The organism is Acinetobacter sp. UBA6720 (genome assembly GCF_002454215.1).
Taxonomy (GTDB): Bacteria; Pseudomonadota; Gammaproteobacteria; order Pseudomonadales; family Moraxellaceae; genus Acinetobacter.
The window spans coordinates 59,661-78,777 of the sequence record NZ_DKIK01000140.1 but is presented as its reverse complement, the minus strand read 5'-3'; the positions used below and the strand labels follow the sequence as shown (position 1 = coordinate 78,777).

The following is a 19,117-nucleotide window of genomic DNA, read 5'->3' as shown; positions in this document are numbered from 1 at the left end:
TTTTCCGAAACGATATACTAGTCAATGCTACCGTTACGGTTAAATGACGGTAGCTTAAAGCCAGGTTCCTTATGCATCCAAATGTAGAATGCACGACCTGTCAGGTTCTGTTCAGGAACCATCCCCCAAAAGCGGCTGTCAGCACTTTGATCACGATTATCCCCCATCGCAAAGTACTCACCTTCTTTTACTTTCACTTCCCAATATAAACCATTTTCAGCAGAGTATTTACCATTTTCTACAAAGTTAATATATGGTGCTTGTCGTGCAACATTCACCCCTTCTAACTCACGCATGGTAAAGGTATGCTTGCCAATCGTTTCTTTGTGATAAATAGAGGTTGGTGTATCCAAACTATCTTTTTCACGACTAAACTGGACAGGAACTTTAGCCACTTTTTGACCATTAATACTTAATTGCCCATGATCAAAAACAATATGGTCCCCTGGAATACCCACTACACGTTTAATATAGCTAATTGTTGGTTGAGGAGGATAACGGAATACAATTACATCCCCACGCTCAGGCTCCCCAACATCAATCACTTTTTTATTCACAATTGGAAGGCGCACACCATAGTCAAATTTGTTGACCAAAATGAAATCACCTGTCTCTAATGTCGGCACCATCGAATCTGAAGGAATGTTAAAAGGTTCATAAAAGAATGAACGTAAGCATAGAACGATTGCGAGGACTGGCCAAAAATCATAAGCCCAAGTAATGACAAAATTTTCATTCCCCTTGCCTTTTGTCGCTCGCTGCTTGAATACAAACTTATCAAGCAACCACACCAAAAAGAATATGAGCGTGACAGGAACAAGTATTAAATTAAAATCAAAATCCATGGGCTTATCGTCCTACCTTATTATCTTTCTACTTTCAACACAGCCAAGAACGCTTCTTGTGGAATTTCTACACTTCCCACTTGCTTCATACGTTTCTTACCTTCTTTTTGCTTCGAGAGAAGTTTCTTCTTACGAGAAACATCGCCACCATAACATTTAGCCAAGACGTTTTTACGCATCGCTTTTACAGTGGAACGAGCAATAATTTGTGCACCAATTGCAGCTTGAATCGCGACATCAAACATTTGACGTGGAATCAAATCTTTCATTTTTTCAACCAGTGCGATACCACGGTGACGCGCATCTTGACGGTGACAAATCATAGCTAAGGCATCAACTTTTTCACCGTTAATTAGAACATCAACTTTGACCAATGATGAACTTTCAAAACGGACAAAATTATAATCTAAGGATGCAAAACCACGTGAACACGACTTCAATTTATCAAAGAAGTCCATCACCACTTCCGCCATTGGAATTTCAAAGGTAATCGAAACTTGGTTCGCCATAAATTTCATGTCTTTTTGCACACCACGGCGCTCTACACACAAAGTCATGACATTACCCAAATACTCTTGCGGTACAAGGATATGGCACTCGGCAATCGGCTCGCGTAGATCTTCGACTGTTGAACCATCTGGCATTTTTGATGGGCTGTCAATATAAATCGTTTCACCATTCTTCATCACCGCTTCGTAAATCACTGTCGGTGCAGATGAAATGAGGTCTAAATCATACTCACGCTCTAAACGCTCTTGTACGATTTCCATGTGTAGCATGCCTAAGAAGCCACAACGGAAGCCAAAACCTAAAGCATCTGAGCTTTCAGGTTCAAAGAATAATGCAGAATCATTGATCTGGAGTTTATGCAAAGCTTCACGAAATGGTTCAAATTCACTTGAATCAATCGGGAACAAACCTGCATACACCTGTGGCTTTACTTTTTTAAAGCCTGGCAAAGTTTTAACTTCTGGTGTGCTTGCAAGGGTAATCGTATCACCCACTGGCGCACCAAAAATGTCTTTAATCCCTGCAATAACGAAACCAACTTCACCTGCTTCAAGGATGTCTGTTTCAGTATGCTTAGGATTGAAAATACCCACAGAAGTAATAATGTGCGTTTGACCTGTTGATTTCATCAACATCTTGTCGCCCTTACGCACACGACCTTCTTTCACACGTACCAAAGAAACCACGCCCAAATAGTTATCAAACCAAGAGTCGATAATTAAAGCTTGTAATGGCGCATCACGATCACCTACTGGTGCAGGAATGACATTGACTAATGTTTCTAAAACGCTATCAATCCCAAGCCCTGTTTTCGCCGAACAGGTTGGCGCTTCCGTCGCTTCAATACCAATAATGTCTTCAATTTCTTGAATCACACGTTCAGGCTCAGCCTGTGGCAAATCAATTTTGTTGAGTACAGGAAGAACCTCAAGACCTTGTTCAATAGCGGTATAACAGTTCGCAACCGACTGTGCTTCCACGCCTTGCGCTGCATCTACAACCAACAATGCACCTTCACAGGCAGCTAGTGAGCGTGACACTTCATATGAAAAATCGACGTGCCCCGGTGTATCAATAAAGTTCAATTGATACTCTTGCCCATTTGGATGGGTATAATACAAAGTAACCGACGCAGCCTTAATAGTAATACCGCGCTCACGCTCAAGCTCCATGGAGTCTAGTACTTGTGCTTGCATTTCACGATCTTGCAAACCACCACAGGTCTGAATAAAACGATCGGCAAGCGTCGACTTACCGTGGTCGATATGCGCAATAATCGAGAAGTTACGGATATTTTTAATATCAACAGATTTTTTAGCTTGCGCCATGGGCTACCTTGAACAAAATGAAGCGTTATGCAGACAAATTTCGATGCATAACAAAAGCCGAATAGAAATTGCGAAGGATTATAGCAGATGGTTTTTTCAAAGTATCCATAATAATACGCTTCCTTCTCACAACTCAGACGCTTTTTTACGTTTTTCGCTTCGTACTGAGCTTTTTGAATAATCCATTGAAAAATCTAGGGCATTCACATCTTTTGCAAGCGGTTGGTAAGCTTGGGTAAAACTGGGTGACATTCGTTTCGGGCGTCCCGTTTCAATTTCAACACATGCCCACTTGGTTTGTGCAACAAATAAAATACTATTGTCTTTAGGTCTATAAAACACATACTGGCGTGATGAATATAAAGCGTTTATATCGTCAAACCATGTCCGTAAGATGATTTCATCCGCTTCAAATGCAGCTTTTCGGTACTGCACATGATGCTCAACCGCAACCATGGCATGTTTTAATTCAATATACTCTTTTAAGCCCAAACCCAAAGCATCAATATGTGCTGTTGCAACATCCTGCATCCAATGCATATAAACCACATTATTCACATGGCCCAACTGGTCGATATGTTCTGCTTGTACCTGAAGGTTTAAATCAAAAATACTACTCATAACAACTCTATCTAATCCCCATTTCCTCGAAGAATGTCGCAGTGTACGCCAATCAAAGACAGCATCAAATTGCAAAAAATAAAAAACCACTCTTAGGAGTGGTTTTTACACTTATTTATTGGATACGCATACCCAAGATGGCTGGTGTACCTTGTCGAATGATTCCAACCCGAGCAACCTGACCTTTTTTCAAATCAGATACAGCCTGAACAAAATCATTAGTATCGGTAATCAACTTGTTATTAATACGAGTGACAACATCTCCAGCGGTCATACCTGCCTGTGCAGCTGCTCCACCACGCTTCACTTCTTGAATGAGAACACCACCTTTTAGCTTTAATTGAGATGATTCAACTGGCGATAAATTACGAATCGCCACACCTAGAACAGGTCCTTTTGCTTGTGCAGTTGCATCTGACTTTGCTGGTGTATCATCTGGTGCAGTGGTCAGTGTCGCTGAAATATTGCGCTTTTTATCGTCACGTAAAATCTCTAACTGTACCGTTTGATTTGGCATAGTACGGTTTAAATAATTCAATAATTCAGATGTTCGTGAAATCGGTGTACCATTGAATTTTAAAATAATATCACCTGCTTTCAATCCAGCTTTCTGAGCAGGTGAATTCGGCTGAACATTGGTAATCAGTGAACCTTCAGGTTTTGGTAAATTATAAGACTCTGCCAAATTACGGTCTAAATCTTGTAGATTGAACCCTAAATAAGAACGCGTAACTTTGCCTGTTTTCTTCAGTTGGTCAGCAATATCCATTGCAACATCAATTGGGATCGAGAAAGACAGCCCCATATACCCACCCGTACCACTGAAGATACGCGAGTTAACACCAACCACTTCACCTTGCTGGTTGAATAACGGACCACCTGAGTTCCCAGGGTTTAAAGCTACATCAGTTTGAATAAAGGGTACAGACGTTTCCCCCATCATATTACGCATCTTGGCACTGACAATACCTGCTGAGGCAGAGTAATCAAAACCAAAAGGAGAGCCAATCGCAAGCACAGGTTCGCCTACACGCAGTTGGTCAACATTACCAGCACGCAATGATGGAAAATTCGTACCATTCACCTTAAGTAAGGCCACATCGGTTCGTTCATCGCTACCCACCACGGTCGCATCCAGTTCACGGCGGTCATTAAACATAATGGTGACTTTCGATGCATCTTCTACAACGTGGTGGTTTGTCAGCAAGTAACCATCTTTACTAATAAAAAATGCGCTGCCATAAGCCGTTTTTTCTTGCGGTGCTTGCTGCTGTGGAATAATGACTTGATTGCCAAAGAAACGCTTTAAAATTTCAGGTATCTGCTGTTGCATTAACTCTTCTTGAGTCATTTTCTTTACAACATTGACACTGACTACCGCAGGGCTGACTTGCTCAACTAAATTTGAGAAATCAACAGGTGCTGCCTGTGTTTGTACGGCAGCCATTGTGCATGCAACAGCAAAAAAACCAGTGTGTATAGCGCGACTTTTCATATCAAGCATTGACCTATGTGTTTGTTATCAATTTATGTATTAGCGTTTTTAGCATAAAGTTTGTCTATCTTGGGTAATAATATGTTCTATTATGTTTGTATAAACAGATGCTTAAACTTTGCTTAAAAAACAAGTTCTTTATTTATATTTTCCATAATTTGAATAGATATTGCCCTTGCCTTTTTGTGAAAAAAGCGCTGTGATTAGCAAACTTTTTCCAAATTAGCTGACGGACATGTCTAATTTAAGCACAACGCATCATTTTGATGTGATTATTGTGGGAAGTGGCGGTGCAGGCCTGAGCTTAGCCTTATCGTTGCCTCAACATTTCAATATTGCTGTTCTTGCAAAATCAAACCTGACCGATGCAAGTACCTTCTATGCGCAAGGTGGTGTTGCTGCTGTTTTAGACGAAACGGATTCTATCGAACAGCACATTGATGACACCATGATTGCTGGTGCTCATCTTTGTGAGGTTGATGCCGTTAAACAAACAGTTGAAGGTGGTAAACCTTCTGTTGATTTTCTGCTGAAACATGGCGTGCAATTTACCCTTGATGATCAAGAACAATTGCACCTGACCCGTGAGGGTGGGCATTCACAGCGCCGTATTATTCATGCTGCCGATGCTACAGGCCGTGCCATTTCAACAACCTTAGTTGAACGTGCAATTGAAAAAGACAACATCACTATTTTTGAAAATTATATTGCGATTGATTTAATCACCTCTCAAAAATTAAGCTTAGAAGAACAGAATAATCGTGCTCTCGGTCTTTATGTACTGGATGAAAAGACTGAAAAAGTCCATACATTTTTAGCACCTTTCACTGCTTTAGCCTGTGGGGGGGCAATGAAAGCTTACTTGTATACTTCAAACCCTGACATTGCAACGGGTGACGGTATTGCCATGGCTTTTCGAGCAGGCTGCCGCGTGGCCAATATGGAATTTAACCAATTCCACCCAACCTGCCTCTATCATCCACAAGCACGCTCTTTTCTGATTACTGAAGCGATGCGCGGTGAAGGTGCTTATCTGCGTCTACCCGATGGTGAACGCTTTATGTTGCGCTTTGATGAGCGCGCTGAACTTGCACCCCGCGACATTGTGGCACGTGCCATTGACTATGAAATCAAACGCTTAGGTATTCGTCATGTCTGGCTCGACATTAGTCATAAACCCGAAAGTTTCATTAAAGAACACTTTCCGACCTTGTATGCACGTTTGCTCGAACTTGGCATCGACATTACCAAGGAAATGATTCCTGTAGTTCCTGCTGCGCACTATACCTGCGGCGGTGTCGTGGTTAATGAACATAGTCAAACTGACATTCAAGGTTTATATGCGATTGGTGAAACATCATATACAGGTTTGCATGGTGCTAACCGTATGGCGAGCAACTCACTCTTAGAATGTTTTGTGTATGGTATGAGTGCTGCGGAACACATTGAGAAAAGTTTTAATTCAAATTACCAATCTCCAACGGCTCCAGCTTGGGACGATTCCCAAGTGACAAATCCTGATGAAGATGTGGTGATTTTGCAAAACTGGGATGAACTGCGTCAGACCATGTGGAACTATGTCGGCATTGTCCGCACCACAAAACGTCTTGAACGCGCACTCCACCGTATTGAAATGTTGAAGCGGGAAATTACCGAGTATTACCAAGATTATCAAGTTAGTAAGAACTTAATTGAGCTACGTAATTTGGTTTTAGTCTCTGAAATGATTGTGCGCTGTGCTATGGAACGCAAAGAATCTCGTGGTTTACACTACACTTTAGATTACCCTGAGCTATCAAATGAACTGCGTAAAACGGTACTTACTCCGCCCAACTTCGAAGTTGAAACACCTTTAGTGAACAGCTAAATTTAACCCCTAATAAAAGCCTGACTATCAGGCTTTTATTTTAAAATTATCATCTTAGGATTTTGGCGGAATAGAATATGTGCCCACCACATGTGCAATCGGCTCATCCTTCCCGACAGAATATAACCACACATCACCAACCACCAGCGCTTTGCCTACTTTCATCAGTTTACACTCACCACGTATATTTGCTGACGCAACAGGTTTACTGAGAAAATTAATCGACAAATTAGTGGTCACAGCTAAACCGACTATCCCAATCTCTCCTAAAATAGCAATATACAGCGCATAGTCAGCAAGGGTCATCATAGTTGGGCCTGAAACCGTACCGCCTGGTCGCAAGTCGCGGTCATCAACTTGATAGAGCACCGTTGCAGCACGCTCAGTGACTGACTCAATACAACATTTTTCTAAACTTTGTGGAAATTCCTTTTCTAAAAAAGCCACAATTTCGGTTAAGTTACTTTTCATTTTCCCTGCTATTTACAATCCTTTGTGACTGACTATAAAAGAAAAATTCATTTCACTACAATCCCGAAATGGAAATTTCAGGATAGTTTTTAGTTTAAATATTGCAACGCTTGTGCAAAAACCTGCTCTGGTGACTGGGTCGCATCCAAGCGTTTGACCCGCTCAGGATACTGCTCCCAGAGCTGCTGATAACCTGCCCGTACTTTTTCAAAAAAAGTAACTTTTTCTTGTTCAAAGCGGTCTAAAGCCCCACGTTCACGTGCGCGCGACATACCTGTTTCAATCGGTGCATCGAGCCAAAATGTAATATTTGGCATATGACTCACAAAGTGATCATTCAAGAGTTGCAACTTCGACTGGCTTAAACCGCGTCCTGCACATTGGTAAGCAAAGCTCGCATCGGTAAAGCGGTCGCATAGTACTGTTTTTTGTTCAGTCAATGCAGGAACAATCACTTGCTGTAAATGCTGTGCACGTGCTGCATACATTAACAATAGTTCCGTGTCATTTGACATCGACTCTTCATGATTAACAGAGAGTAACAAGGCACGGATTTGCTCAGCCATCGGTGTACCGCCTGGTTCACGGGTTAAAACAACCTGTTGGCCTTGTTGCTCTAGATGCTCATAAATTTTGCGAATCAGTGTGGTTTTACCGACACCTTCTGTGCCCTCAAAACTAATAAACATCTATTCACCCTTCTTGGTTTTTAAAACGCTGAGATATTCTTGTACAGCTTGATTATGCTGCTCCAAAGTCTCACTAAATGTGTGACCACCATTGCCCGTTGCAACAAAGTAGATGTTTTTGCTGTTGTCTGGATGCATGGTGGCTTCAATGGCTTTCTTACTTGGTAAAGCAATTGGCGTTGGCGGTAAGCCATTGATGGTATAAGTATTATAAGCGGTTGGCGTACGTAAGTCTTGGCGGCTAATATTGCCTGTATATTTATCCCCCATACCATAAATCACGGTTGGGTCCGTTTGCAAACGCATACCGAGTTGAAGGCGACGCGCAAACACACCTGACACTTGCTCCAGTTCACGATCAACATTGGTTTCTTTTTCAATGATAGAGGCCATGATCAAGGCTTCGTATTTGTCTTTATACGGCAAATTTGCCGCACGGTTTGCCCACGCTTCATCTAAAGCTTTCATTTGGCGTTTGTATAAATCCGTTAAGATTTTTTTGTCCGACTCACCTTTAGCAAAAAAGTAAGTATCTGGCGCAAACAGTCCTTCTGCATGGTCATAAGGAATCTCTAAAGCTTTTAAAAGCTGATCCATGGGCAAATTAGACACTTCTTTTTTGACGAGAACATCTTTTTTTAACGCTTCAACCAGTTGTTTAAAAGTCGTGCCTTCTATTACCAATATACGGTTCATTTGCGCATTATCGACATTAGAAATCATATCCAAAACTTGGCGAATACTCATACCTTCATGTACTTCATAAACGCCCGCTTTCAGCGTGTCATGAATAAAAATCTTTTGATAGAGCTTTAAAATAATGGGGAAACTAGCTATGTCTTCTTTAGCTAAACGGTCAATAAAACCAGAATAGGTATCGCCAGAATTAATGGCCAGTAATTGCTTTTTGCCTTCAATCGGATAGGACTTAAATAAACTTGACCACAGTACAACCATCACTAACACAAGGATGCTTACAGCAATCAATAACAAAGCTTTGATTTTACGTTTGGGCGGTTGTATTTTCTTTTTCGATTTGGTTTTGGCTGCGGACATACTAGTGCATCTGATTAAGTTGAAGACGATAAAACAAATCTATACATGGTTGAACATCTAAATGCTGATGGTTCAAACTTTTGGCTATTTTCATAGGGCTCAAGGCATTGCAAAAAAATACACTTTGAAAGCGTGGAATTTCTTCCATATCCACCATTCTCAGCTCACAGGCAATACCTTGCTGTTGCATACGCGCCAATATTTCTGCGCGCATAACGCCATGCACGCCATTATAACGAAGTTCAGGACTAATCCACCGATCATTTATCAGAATGAAACAATTACTGCTCACACCTTCAACAACAGAACCCTGTACATCAGTCACTAATGCTTCCAACCAGCCTTGCTGCTCTGCCTCATGTTTAAGTAAAACTTGTTCTAAACGGTTGAGGCTTTTCACACCCACCATTTGTGGCATATTCAAGCCCATCGCAAGTTGCAGCACTCCTGAATCAATTTCACTGTACGTCAACGCTTCTAATGCTTGCGGATAGAAAAAGACCCAAACGTCAGCAGGATGTGTTGGCAAACTATAACCGCGCTGCCCTTCACCCCGACTGACCACAATTTTCATAGTGCCATTTAAATTTACATGGTCTTGTTTGAAAAGTTCGATGGTTTGTTGAATATAAGATAAGTCTGCTGACAACAGCAAACGCTCACAGCCCAAATGCAAACGAGCTATATGCAATGACTCTAATTCAATCACACCATTACAAACTCTTGCCGTAGTAAAACATCCATCACCATAATGAAATGCACGGTCTAATAATTCTATTTGTTTGACTTTTTCTGCATTTTTATAGCAATGCATGCCAATCTACCCTAAAACAATCTTCTGCTTTATTTTAATGAATTCTAAGCTGAACTCTTTTTCTTTTTTATTCATATAAAATTCGTTTTTTATTATTTTTTTAGCAATAAGACTCGCAGTATTCTTGGCTCATATTTAAAAACGCTTAAAATTTGAGGTCTCACATGAGCTTATCGAAGTTAAAAATCGGGGTACTAGCAACGCTAGTTTCAGTTACATCTTTTGGCGCAGTCGCAAAAGATTTTCTAAATGTCTCGTATGATCCAACACGTGAGTTGTATGAAAATGTCAATAAACAGTTTGGGGCATATTGGAAGCAGCGTACTGGACAAGACATCAACTTTAAACAATCCCACGGTGGTTCAGGTAAACAAGCACGTTCAGTCATTGATGGTTTAGGTGCAGATGTCGTAACACTTGCACTTGCAGCGGACATTGACGTGATTGCTGAAAAAGCAAAACTCTTACCAACCAACTGGCAAAAGAAGCTTCCAAATAACTCGACCCCGTATACATCAACAATTGTATTCCTCGTACGTAAGGGTAACCCTAAAGGTATTAAGGACTGGGGTGATTTGGTTAAACCTGATGTTGCGATTATCACACCAAACCCAAAAACTTCTGGTGGCGCACGTTGGAACTATTTGGCCGCTTGGGCTTGGGCAAAGCATCAACCTGCGGGCAATGATGCCAAGGCACAAGAATTCGTGCGTAAAATTTATAAAAATACCAAAGTACTTGACTCAGGTGCACGTGGTGCAACCACAACTTTTGCTGAACGTGGCATTGGAGACGTCTTACTCGCATGGGAAAACGAAGCGCATTTAGCACTTCGTGAACAACCGGGTAAGTTTGAAATTGTGACTCCATCACTGTCTATCTTGGCTGAACCACCTGTTGCTATTGTTGAAAAGAATGCAGAAAAAGACGGCAATCTGAACTTAGCCAAAGCATATTTGAACTATTTATATTCGCCAGCGGGTCAAGAAATTGCAGCAAAAAACTTCTATCGCCCACGTAATGCAAGCGTCTTGAAAAAATATGCAACCACATTCAAACCGTTAAAGTTGGTGACTATTGATAAAGAATTTGGTGGTTGGACCAAAGTACAAAAACAACACTTTGAAAATGGTGGTGTGTACGACCAAATCGTGAAAGCGAATACTGCAAAATAAGCAACGAATCAAGTAAACATCTGTAAGGGAGCATCGACATGATTCATACTGTAATTGTACCGGGCGTGGGTGGGAGTGAACATGACCACTGGCAATCATGGTTACAACGTCAGCTCAAGTCGTGCTCTCGTGTACAGCAGCAGGATTGGAATAAACCTGTACTCCATGAATGGATTGAACAATTTGTCAAAACAGTGCAGTCCGTTTCAGAACCCATCCAAATTGTGGCGCATAGCTTTGGATGCTTAACCACAGTTGCAGCATTAGCTCAGCATCCAGAACTGAATCAGATAGTTAAAAATCTTGTTTTGGTTGCGCCAGCTAATCCTGCACGCTTTGGGGATTTAGGTTTTGCACGTGATAGTCAAAATGACTATCAGCAATACTTTCACCACCTTAAAATTCAAGTTCCGACACAAATGATCATTAGTGAAAATGATCCTTGGTTAGGTTTTGAAGATGCAATGCAACTTTCTAAAGCTTGGAAAATTAAACCTAAAAATTTAGGTCAAGTTGGGCATATCAATGTTGCATCAGGTTTTGGTCCATTTCCTGAAATTTATGATTTTTTGATTTCAGAAAATGTACTAAAAAATGTCGATTTCCGCAATGAAAGCAATTATTTATTTAAATTTGCTATTTAAACACTGCAAATAATGTTTGTGCCGAAATTTAGTTTTATTTGGGCTGACCACTTTTGAGTCAGTCTTCTCTCTTTGAGGAGTAATCATGTCGCAGCGATCCCGAGTGCTGCCAGGATTTGGTCTTTCTCTAGGCTTTACCCTAGCATATCTGTCATTAATTGTTTTGATTCCGTTGTCTGCCGTTTTTATTAAATCCTTAGGCATCGGTTGGGATGGTTTATGGGAAATTTTAAGCTCAGAACGCATCTTAAAATCTCTACAGCTCAGTTTTAGTGCTGCATTAATTGCTGCGTTTATTAATGTGGTCTTTGGTTTATTACTAGCATGGTGCTTGGTTCGTTATAGCTTCCCGGGCAAACGTATTGTCGATGCTTTGGTCGATTTGCCTTTTGCTTTACCCACTGCGGTTGCAGGTATTGCACTGACTTCTCTTTATGCGCCTACAGGCTGGATTGGTCAGTATCTTGAGCCTTTAGGGATTCAAGTGGCATACACTCCAATTGGGATTACTCTAGCCCTTATTTTTATTGGTATTCCTTTCGTAGTTCGTACCGTCCAACCTGTACTGAGCGACTTGGAAACTGAGTTAGAAGAAGCAGCATCGGCATTGGGTGCAAACCGTCTGCAAATTGTCACGAAAGTCATTTTTCCGATTTTATTTCCAGCACTTATCACGGGTTTTGCTTTGGCATTTGCACGTGGGGTCGGTGAATACGGCTCGGTGATCTTTATTGCAGGCAATCAGCCGTTCAAAACTGAAATTGCGCCACTCATGATTATTTCGCGTCTAGAAGAATATGACTATGCAGGTGCAACCACGATTGCTGTCGTCATGTTAGTGCTGTCATTCGCTATTTTATTCCTGATTAACTTGTTACAGGCATGGGCCAGCCGCCGCACAGGGAGAACTGCACGATGAATATCAACAGTAATGCACTGGCTGAGAAACTCCAATCGCGTGATGCGACACGTGAACCCACTTGGGTTCGCTACACCCTGATTACTATTGCTCTGCTGTTCTTTCTGAGCTGTTTGATCTTACCGCTGATTTTGGTGTTTGTTGAAGCCTTTAAACAAGGAGTTGGCGTCTATACCCAAGCCTTGGTTCATCCTGATACATTATCTGCAGTCAAACTCACTTTATTAACTGCGGTGATAGCAGTTCCACTAAATGTGGTATTTGGTGTTGCAGCAGCATGGTGTGTTGCCAAATTCAACTTCCGTGGTAAATCAATCCTAACCACGATTATTGATATGCCTTTTTCTGTGTCACCTGTTATCGCAGGTTTAATGCTGGTGTTGATTTTCGGTACACAAGGTTGGTTTGGCGGTTGGCTCATGGATCATGACATCAAGATTCTCTATGCTGTTCCTGCCATCGTATTGGCAACGATCTTTATTACTGTTCCTTTTGTAGCACGTGAGCTGATTCCTCTAATGGAAGCTCAGGGAACTGAAGAAGAAGAAGCGGCGATTGTCCTTGGTGCATCAGGCTGGCAAACATTCTGGAAAGTCACTTTACCGAACATCAAATGGGGCCTGATCTACGGCGTCATTCTATGTAACGCCCGTGCAATGGGTGAGTTTGGTGCTGTATCTGTTGTTTCTGGACACATTCGTGGTGAAACCAACACTTTGCCATTGCACGTTGAGATTCTCTATAACGAATATACTTTCAGTGCTGCTTTTGCTGTGTCTTCACTGTTGGCGCTATTAGCAATTGTAACGCTTGTTTTAAAAACATGGGTTGAGCTACGCCAAGAAAAGCAAAACAAACAAAATGATTCAACCGTTTAAAGGAATGACCTCATGAGTATTCAAGTTAAAAATATTGAAAAACACTTTGGTGCATTCCATGCGCTGAATAACATTTCCCTCGATTTTCCTGATGGTCAATTGGTTGCGTTACTTGGCCCATCAGGCTGTGGTAAAACCACTCTACTCCGCATCATTGCGGGGCTTGAGTCTGCAGATGGCGGTCAAGTCATCTTAGAAGGTGAAGATGCGACCAATGTCCACGTACGTGAACGTGAAGTCGGTTTTGTATTTCAGCACTACGCATTGTTCCGCCATATGACTGTGTTTGAAAATATTGCTTTTGGCCTTCGTGTACGACCACGTTCAACACGTCCTTCTGAAGCTGAAATTAAAAAACGTGTCACACGTTTGCTGGATCTAGTCCAATTGGGCTTTTTGGCAGATCGCTACCCTGCGCAACTCTCAGGCGGTCAACGTCAACGTATTGCGTTGGCACGTGCTTTGGCCGTTGAACCACGTGTACTATTACTAGATGAACCTTTTGGAGCACTAGATGCCAAAGTACGTAAAGAGCTCCGTCGTTGGCTACGTACACTGCATGATGAATTACATATTACTTCCATCTTTGTCACCCATGACCAAGAAGAAGCACTTGAGGTTGCAGACCAAATCATCGTAATGAACAAAGGTAATGTCGAACAAATTGGATCACCACGTGAAGTGTATGAAAAGCCTGCAACGCCGTTTGTATTCGATTTCCTTGGTCAAGCAAACCGTTTCGAAGGACAAAATAATGCAGGTACAATCCAGATTGGTGAAGACCGTATTCAATTAGACAGTTTACGCAATGCACCATCTGGTGAAGTCATCGCCTTTGCCCGTCCAGATGAATTACGTATCCATGCGCAGCCTCAAGACAATTCCATTCAAGCAACCTTTGTTCGTGAATTATGGATTGCAGGAAAAGTAGTTGCTGAATTACATGATCGTCAAGGTAAACTGATTGAAATATCACTCACGGCAGAAGAAGCAAGATTACACCAATTTAGACCGAACCAAACGGTATGGTTAAGCCCTTCTAACTTACATTTATTTGCAAAACCTGCGGCTTAAAACCAAGATGAAGGGGCATGTTGAATGCCTGCTTCATGATAAAAGAGATCCAAAATATGAACTTTCAACAACTTAGAATTATTCGGGAAACGGTGAGACAAAATTTCAACCTTACCGAAGCCTCTGCCGCACTGTACACCTCTCAGTCAGGCGTCAGTAAGCATATTAAAGACCTAGAAGATGAATTAGGTGTTCAACTGTTTATTCGTAAAGGAAAACGCTTACTCGGTTTAACCGAACCTGGTCAAGCCCTACTGGGTATTGTTGAACGTATGTTGGTCGATGCCGATAATATTAAACGTCTTGCAGATGATTTTAATCGTGTCGATGAAGGAACATTAACAATTGCAACAACGCATACACAAGCACGTTATGTATTGCCGCCTATTGTTAATCAATTTAAAAAAGAGTTTCCAAAAGTTCATCTCATTTTGCAACAAGCGAGCCCTGTAGAAATTACTGAGATGCTTCTTCAAGGCGAAGCCGACATTGGTATTGCGACTGAATCACTCACCGCAGAAGATAATCTGGCCAGCGTACCATTCTATAATTGGCAGCACAGTATTATTACCCCACAAAACCATCCACTGGCAAGCAAACAAAATATTAGTATTGTAGACTTGGCGGAATATCCACTGATTACTTATCATGGTGGTTTTACAGGCCGTTCAAAAATTGACAAAGCTTTTGAAGATGCTGGTGTAGATGTTGACATCGTCATGTCTGCTTTAGATGCCGATGTCATTAAAACCTATGTCGAACTCAACATGGGCGTTGGTATTGTCAATAATGTAGCCTATGATGTTGAACGCGACTATCGTTTAAAACAAATCCCAACCGATATTTTTGGTCTCAACACGACATGGATTGCCGTACGTAAAGGTCACTTACTACGTGGTTATGGCTATGAATTTATTTCACTCTGCTCACCAGATGCGGATATTAAAGCACTGAAAAGAGTCGCTTATCCAGAAGACTAATTTATTAATACTTTCAAAAAGAGGCTAACGAGCCTCTTTTTTTTCCGCTAAACGCGTACATTTCAAGTAAATATAGTATATGATTTAATCGCTTGATAAAAAAACTAATGAGCTCAAACAATGAAAAAGAAACTATTGAGCTTCCCTTTACTCTGTTTATATTCCTCAAAATTATGCTTTGCTGCTGCTTTTGAACTGTCAGGTCAAACCATACAACCTTTTTTTGAACCTAAAAATTATGCTGAGTTTTCTCTTGCCTACATCCAGCCACAAGTTTCTGGCCAAGTTCAGCATAGTGAGGCATTACAACAATTTGGTGTAACTGACTTTTCAACAGGAAATTTTAGTAATAAACAAGTAATGATGGGGGCTGCATTAAAATTAGAACTCAACCCTCAAGTCAAATTTGCAATCATTTATGACCAACCTTTTGCTGTAGATATCGACTATCGTTACCGTCCAATCATCTATGGAGAAAAACATGAAATCGAAGCAGCCAGTATAAATTTTAAGAGCCATAACCTAACTACACTTTTAGGCTATCAAATCACGCCGAATTGGGATGTTTATGGAGGACTAAGCTATCAAAGTCTTGAAGGTTCTTTAAACATGAAAGGCAAAACATATTCTGTGTTTGATGGTTATGATGCCGATTTTAAAAAAGATGAGGGTCTGGGCTGGTTAGCAGGTATAAGTTATCAGATGCCAGAGTATCATTTTAGAACATCTTTGACTTATCGCTCCCCCATCAAACATCAACTCAGCACAACCGAGTCTATCAAAATTGGTGTTAGCACACCCGATACAACACATATAAAAACGCCCCAATCAGTCAATTTTGATTTTATGACAGGGCTACCCTATCAGAATCTTTTGTACGGGAGTGTGAGATGGGTCAATTGGGAAGAATTCGTCATTCATCCCCCCAAATTTGAAGCTGTCATTGATTATGCTGCAATATTCTACCCTGAAGTGAAAGATATCAAACTGATTAGCTATAAAGAAGATCAATGGTCTACAAAACTCGGGCTTGCACATTTATGGAATGAGAAGTGGATCAGTGCATTAGAGTTACTGTGGGACTCTGGTACCAATAACCCTGCATCTACGCTTAATCCAAGTGATGGCTATAAAGGAATTGGGCTTGCCGGCATGTACAAATTGCGACCTGAATTGAATATTGCAATGGGTCTTTATTATTTTCATTTCGATACCCCAAAAGCGCCCAATGATTCAAATCCATTTGAAAGTATAACAGGGCTTTCAGCACTCAATGATAATGATGCATGGGCCTTTGGTATTCGTTTTGCCCATCATTTTTAAAATGAGACAAAATAACTAGACATAAAAAAACGAGCCTTGGCTCGTTTTTTTATGTCTTGGATTACCAGTGGTAACTGACACCCAATTTTGCAACTGGCATCCATTCGTATTTATCATCATTACGCACTTCATTGATATGCTTTTCAACTAAAGCAGCATCCGTTGCAGAACCACCATGATAGTTTACGTTAGAAACAGTTGGGTTACCTGTATAGTAAGCACCAACTTCACCAAACACCCCCCAGTTTTGATTAATTCTTGGCGAATAACCCAAACCTAAATATGGTGAAATATTATTGCTATAGTCAAGATCATAGCTTAATTGGCTTAAGCCTGTATCTTTTCCATCCACTTTAATCGTTCCACCATCATTACGTGCTTGCAGACCATATTGTTGATCAACATAACCAACCCCAGCGGCAATATATGCAGCCTGCGCCCATTTATTCGTGCTAGTACCCCATGGACGAATTTCTGCGTTAAGATAAGTCAGATTATTATCCATGTCGACATCATAGTTCACATCATTAACTTCCACGTCATCAGACCATGAAATATCACCACCGTTATAACCTAAAGCTAAACCCACGTATGGGTTTGCTGTCCACAATAAAGCACCGCCGTAGCCTGTTGTACCCACTTCAGCACGGACGCCTGTAGGAATGAGTTTATTTTGGTCAAAAGCATAGCCATCTTTTACGACAGCATCATCAGCAAAAGCTGTACCTGCAACCGCTGACATTGCAGTTACGATTGCAATTAAACGTAATGATTTCATGTTTTTCTCCTCTAAAAAATAAAGATTTTTTACATCATTTACCATTTTTTGATGAGCCCATCTTAAAACAGCCCCAGACTGTTTTTTATTCGAGATTTGCTCAGTTTTTGTTATTTTTTGATACATTTTAAGCTTTATTGTTGTTGTAAATAACATTTATTTACTTAATTTTTCAAACCCAACTAGCTTAAGTGCCTTATTTCCAATCATTCATTATTATTTCCGATCCTATGCTGTTTTTTCATCTATTCTCCGCACAATTTAGTGTAAAATCAGGAAAATTTTTTTTCTGGAAGGAAGATCATGTCTCAGCTTTCAACAATTATTGAACAAGCGTTTGAAGACCGTGCGAATTTTACAGCAGCGGACTGTTCTGCTGAAGTACGTGCAGCAGTTGAAGAAGTCATTGCTGGTTTAGATAATGGGACATTACGTGTTGCTGAAAAAATTGATGGCGAGTGGGTTGTTCATCAATGGGTGAAAAAAGCCGTGCTTTTATCATTCAAACTAAATGACAACAAACCAATTGAGTCATGTGACCTTCAATTCTACGACAAAGTAGATACTAAATTTACAGGTTGGACTGAAGAACAATTTAAAGCAGCAGGCGTTCGTGTTGTTCCGCCAGCAGTTGCGCGTAAAGGTTCTTTCCAAGCGAAAAACGTAGTGTTAATGCCTTCTTATGTGAACATTGGCGCTTATGTAGATGAAGGTACAATGGTTGACACGTGGGCAACTGTTGGTTCATGTGCTCAAATTGGTAAAAACGTTCACTTATCTGGTGGTGTAGGTATTGGTGGTGTTCTTGAGCCACTTCAAGCGAACCCAACAATTATTGAAGACAACTGCTTCATCGGTGCACGTTCTGAAATTGTAGAAGGCGTGATTGTAGAAGAAGGTTCTGTGATTTCTATGGGCGTATTCATTGGTCAATCGACTAAGATTTATGACCGTGCAACTGGCGAAATTCACTACGGCCGTGTGCCAGCAGGTTCTGTTGTCGTTGCAGGTAGCTTACCTTCTAAATGCGGTACTTACAGTCTATATGCTGCAATCATCGTGAAAAAAGTAGATGCGCAAACGCGTTCTAAAACGAGCTTGAACGATTTATTACGCGACGAATAAACTTTTATTCATCTTGTTGCGGAGCTAAAGTTCCTCATCTCTACGGTTAAGACTAGCCGTAGAGATTTTTGTTTTTCTAACCTGTGGTTTAATTTTGCTATGAATACGCTTCGATCTTCTGCTATCCCTGTTTCTGACCCTTCTGCGGGTCTACGTATCACGGAGATCTTTTATTCTTTGCAAGGCGAAGCCAATACCTCTGGACTTCCAACAGTTTTTATTCGTTTAACAGGTTGCCCGCTTCGTTGTACCTATTGTGATACCACTTATTCATTTGAAGGTGGTGAGCGCCAATCTTTAGATCAGATTATTAAAACCACGCTTGGTTTTAAAACCCCTTATGTCTGCGTGACAGGTGGTGAACCCCTTGCACAGCCCAATGCCTTGCCTTTAATGCAACGTCTTGCAGATCTTGGCTGTGAAGTTTCTTTAGAGACCAGTGGTGCTTTAGATGTGTCTAAGGTTGACCCACGTGTTTCAAAAGTATTAGATTTAAAAACCCCAACTTCAGGTGAAGTTGCACGA

At 41.0% G+C, this 19,117-nt stretch carries 19 protein-coding genes; 10 read left to right on the top strand and 9 right to left on the bottom strand.

Annotation, left to right across the window (positions count from 1 at the left end):
- Positions 1-17 precede the first annotated feature (17 nt).
- The 4 genes from lepB to B4F08_RS12145 all read right to left on the bottom strand — a co-directional run bounded on the left by lepB (position 18) and on the right by B4F08_RS12145 (position 4,799).
- Positions 18-845, bottom strand: coding sequence for a signal peptidase I (lepB, locus tag B4F08_RS12160; RefSeq protein ID WP_086210847.1), 828 nt, complete (start codon positions 843-845; stop codon positions 18-20).
- Positions 846-865: 20 nt separating this feature from the next.
- Positions 866-2,683 carry a translation elongation factor 4 gene (lepA, locus tag B4F08_RS12155; RefSeq protein WP_086210846.1) on the bottom strand — a complete coding sequence of 606 codons (1,818 nt, stop codon included), beginning with the start codon at positions 2,681-2,683 and terminating at the stop codon, positions 866-868.
- Positions 2,684-2,809: 126 nt separating this feature from the next.
- Positions 2,810-3,304, bottom strand: a complete 495-nt coding sequence (locus B4F08_RS12150; protein WP_110975702.1) for an acyl-CoA thioesterase — start codon at positions 3,302-3,304, stop codon at positions 2,810-2,812.
- A gap of 115 nt (positions 3,305-3,419) precedes the next feature.
- A complete protein-coding gene (locus B4F08_RS12145) occupies positions 3,420-4,799 on the bottom strand; it encodes a trypsin-like peptidase domain-containing protein (RefSeq protein WP_291374486.1) in 1,380 nt (459 codons plus the stop codon).
- A gap of 235 nt (positions 4,800-5,034) precedes the next feature.
- Here B4F08_RS12145 and nadB point away from each other — a divergent pair, with 235 nt between their 5' ends.
- Entirely contained in the window at positions 5,035-6,666 is a 1,632-nt protein-coding gene (gene nadB / locus B4F08_RS12140; RefSeq protein WP_291374485.1) for an L-aspartate oxidase, read from the top strand.
- Between the two features lie 54 nt (positions 6,667-6,720).
- On the opposite strand, the gene B4F08_RS12135 is transcribed toward nadB, so the two are convergent.
- The 4 genes from B4F08_RS12135 to pabC all read right to left on the bottom strand — a co-directional run bounded on the left by B4F08_RS12135 (position 6,721) and on the right by pabC (position 9,696).
- Positions 6,721-7,137, bottom strand: a complete 417-nt coding sequence (locus B4F08_RS12135) for a PaaI family thioesterase (protein ID WP_086210843.1) — start codon at positions 7,135-7,137, stop codon at positions 6,721-6,723.
- Positions 7,138-7,226: 89 nt separating this feature from the next.
- Positions 7,227-7,826 carry a dTMP kinase gene (tmk, locus tag B4F08_RS12130; protein ID WP_086210842.1) on the bottom strand — a complete coding sequence of 200 codons (600 nt, stop codon included), beginning with the start codon at positions 7,824-7,826 and terminating at the stop codon, positions 7,227-7,229.
- Positions 7,827-8,882, bottom strand: coding sequence for an endolytic transglycosylase MltG (gene mltG, locus B4F08_RS12125; protein WP_291374484.1), 1,056 nt, complete (start codon positions 8,880-8,882; stop codon positions 7,827-7,829).
- A 1-nt stretch (position 8,883) separates the two neighbouring features.
- Positions 8,884-9,696, bottom strand: a complete 813-nt coding sequence (gene pabC, locus B4F08_RS12120; RefSeq protein WP_291374483.1) for an aminodeoxychorismate lyase — start codon at positions 9,694-9,696, stop codon at positions 8,884-8,886.
- 164 nt (positions 9,697-9,860) lie between these two features.
- On the opposite strand from pabC, the gene B4F08_RS12115 reads away from it, so the two are divergent.
- The 7 genes from B4F08_RS12115 (at position 9,861) to B4F08_RS12085 (ending at position 16,689) form a co-directional block, all read left to right on the top strand.
- Complete coding sequence (locus tag B4F08_RS12115; RefSeq protein WP_086210839.1) at positions 9,861-10,871, top strand: sulfate ABC transporter substrate-binding protein; 1,011 nt, start codon at positions 9,861-9,863, stop codon at positions 10,869-10,871.
- Positions 10,872-10,909: 38 nt separating this feature from the next.
- Positions 10,910-11,515 carry an RBBP9/YdeN family alpha/beta hydrolase gene (locus tag B4F08_RS12110; RefSeq protein WP_291374482.1) on the top strand — a complete coding sequence of 202 codons (606 nt, stop codon included), beginning with the start codon at positions 10,910-10,912 and terminating at the stop codon, positions 11,513-11,515.
- Positions 11,516-11,600: 85 nt separating this feature from the next.
- Entirely contained in the window at positions 11,601-12,434 is an 834-nt protein-coding gene (gene cysT, locus B4F08_RS12105; RefSeq protein ID WP_110975707.1) for a sulfate ABC transporter permease subunit CysT, read from the top strand.
- The gene (cysW, locus tag B4F08_RS12100; protein WP_086210836.1) at positions 12,431-13,312 is read left to right on the top strand and encodes a sulfate ABC transporter permease subunit CysW; all 882 of its coding nucleotides are present in this window, start codon (positions 12,431-12,433) and stop codon (positions 13,310-13,312) included. The genes cysT and cysW overlap by 4 nt, the downstream gene beginning before the upstream one ends.
- Before the next feature lie 12 nt (positions 13,313-13,324).
- Positions 13,325-14,386 carry a sulfate/molybdate ABC transporter ATP-binding protein gene (locus B4F08_RS12095; RefSeq protein ID WP_110975708.1) on the top strand — a complete coding sequence of 354 codons (1,062 nt, stop codon included), beginning with the start codon at positions 13,325-13,327 and terminating at the stop codon, positions 14,384-14,386.
- Positions 14,387-14,442: 56 nt separating this feature from the next.
- Positions 14,443-15,366, top strand: a complete 924-nt coding sequence (locus B4F08_RS12090; protein WP_086210834.1) for a CysB family HTH-type transcriptional regulator — start codon at positions 14,443-14,445, stop codon at positions 15,364-15,366.
- A gap of 120 nt (positions 15,367-15,486) precedes the next feature.
- Complete coding sequence (locus tag B4F08_RS12085; RefSeq protein ID WP_291374481.1) at positions 15,487-16,689, top strand: outer membrane protein transport protein; 1,203 nt, start codon at positions 15,487-15,489, stop codon at positions 16,687-16,689.
- 61 nt (positions 16,690-16,750) lie between these two features.
- Here B4F08_RS12085 and carO read toward each other — a convergent pair whose 3' ends face one another.
- Positions 16,751-17,467: an ornithine uptake porin CarO gene (gene carO / locus B4F08_RS12080; protein ID WP_291374480.1), complete on the bottom strand. Its 717-nt coding sequence runs from the start codon at positions 17,465-17,467 to the stop codon at positions 16,751-16,753.
- Positions 17,468-17,770: 303 nt separating this feature from the next.
- Here carO and dapD point away from each other — a divergent pair, with 303 nt between their 5' ends.
- Positions 17,771-18,592, top strand: a complete 822-nt coding sequence (gene dapD, locus B4F08_RS12075; RefSeq protein ID WP_110974588.1) for a 2,3,4,5-tetrahydropyridine-2,6-dicarboxylate N-succinyltransferase — start codon at positions 17,771-17,773, stop codon at positions 18,590-18,592.
- A gap of 99 nt (positions 18,593-18,691) precedes the next feature.
- Positions 18,692-19,117, top strand: a 426-nt coding sequence (locus B4F08_RS12070) for a radical SAM protein (protein WP_291374479.1), incomplete at its 3' end; no start/stop codon positions are given.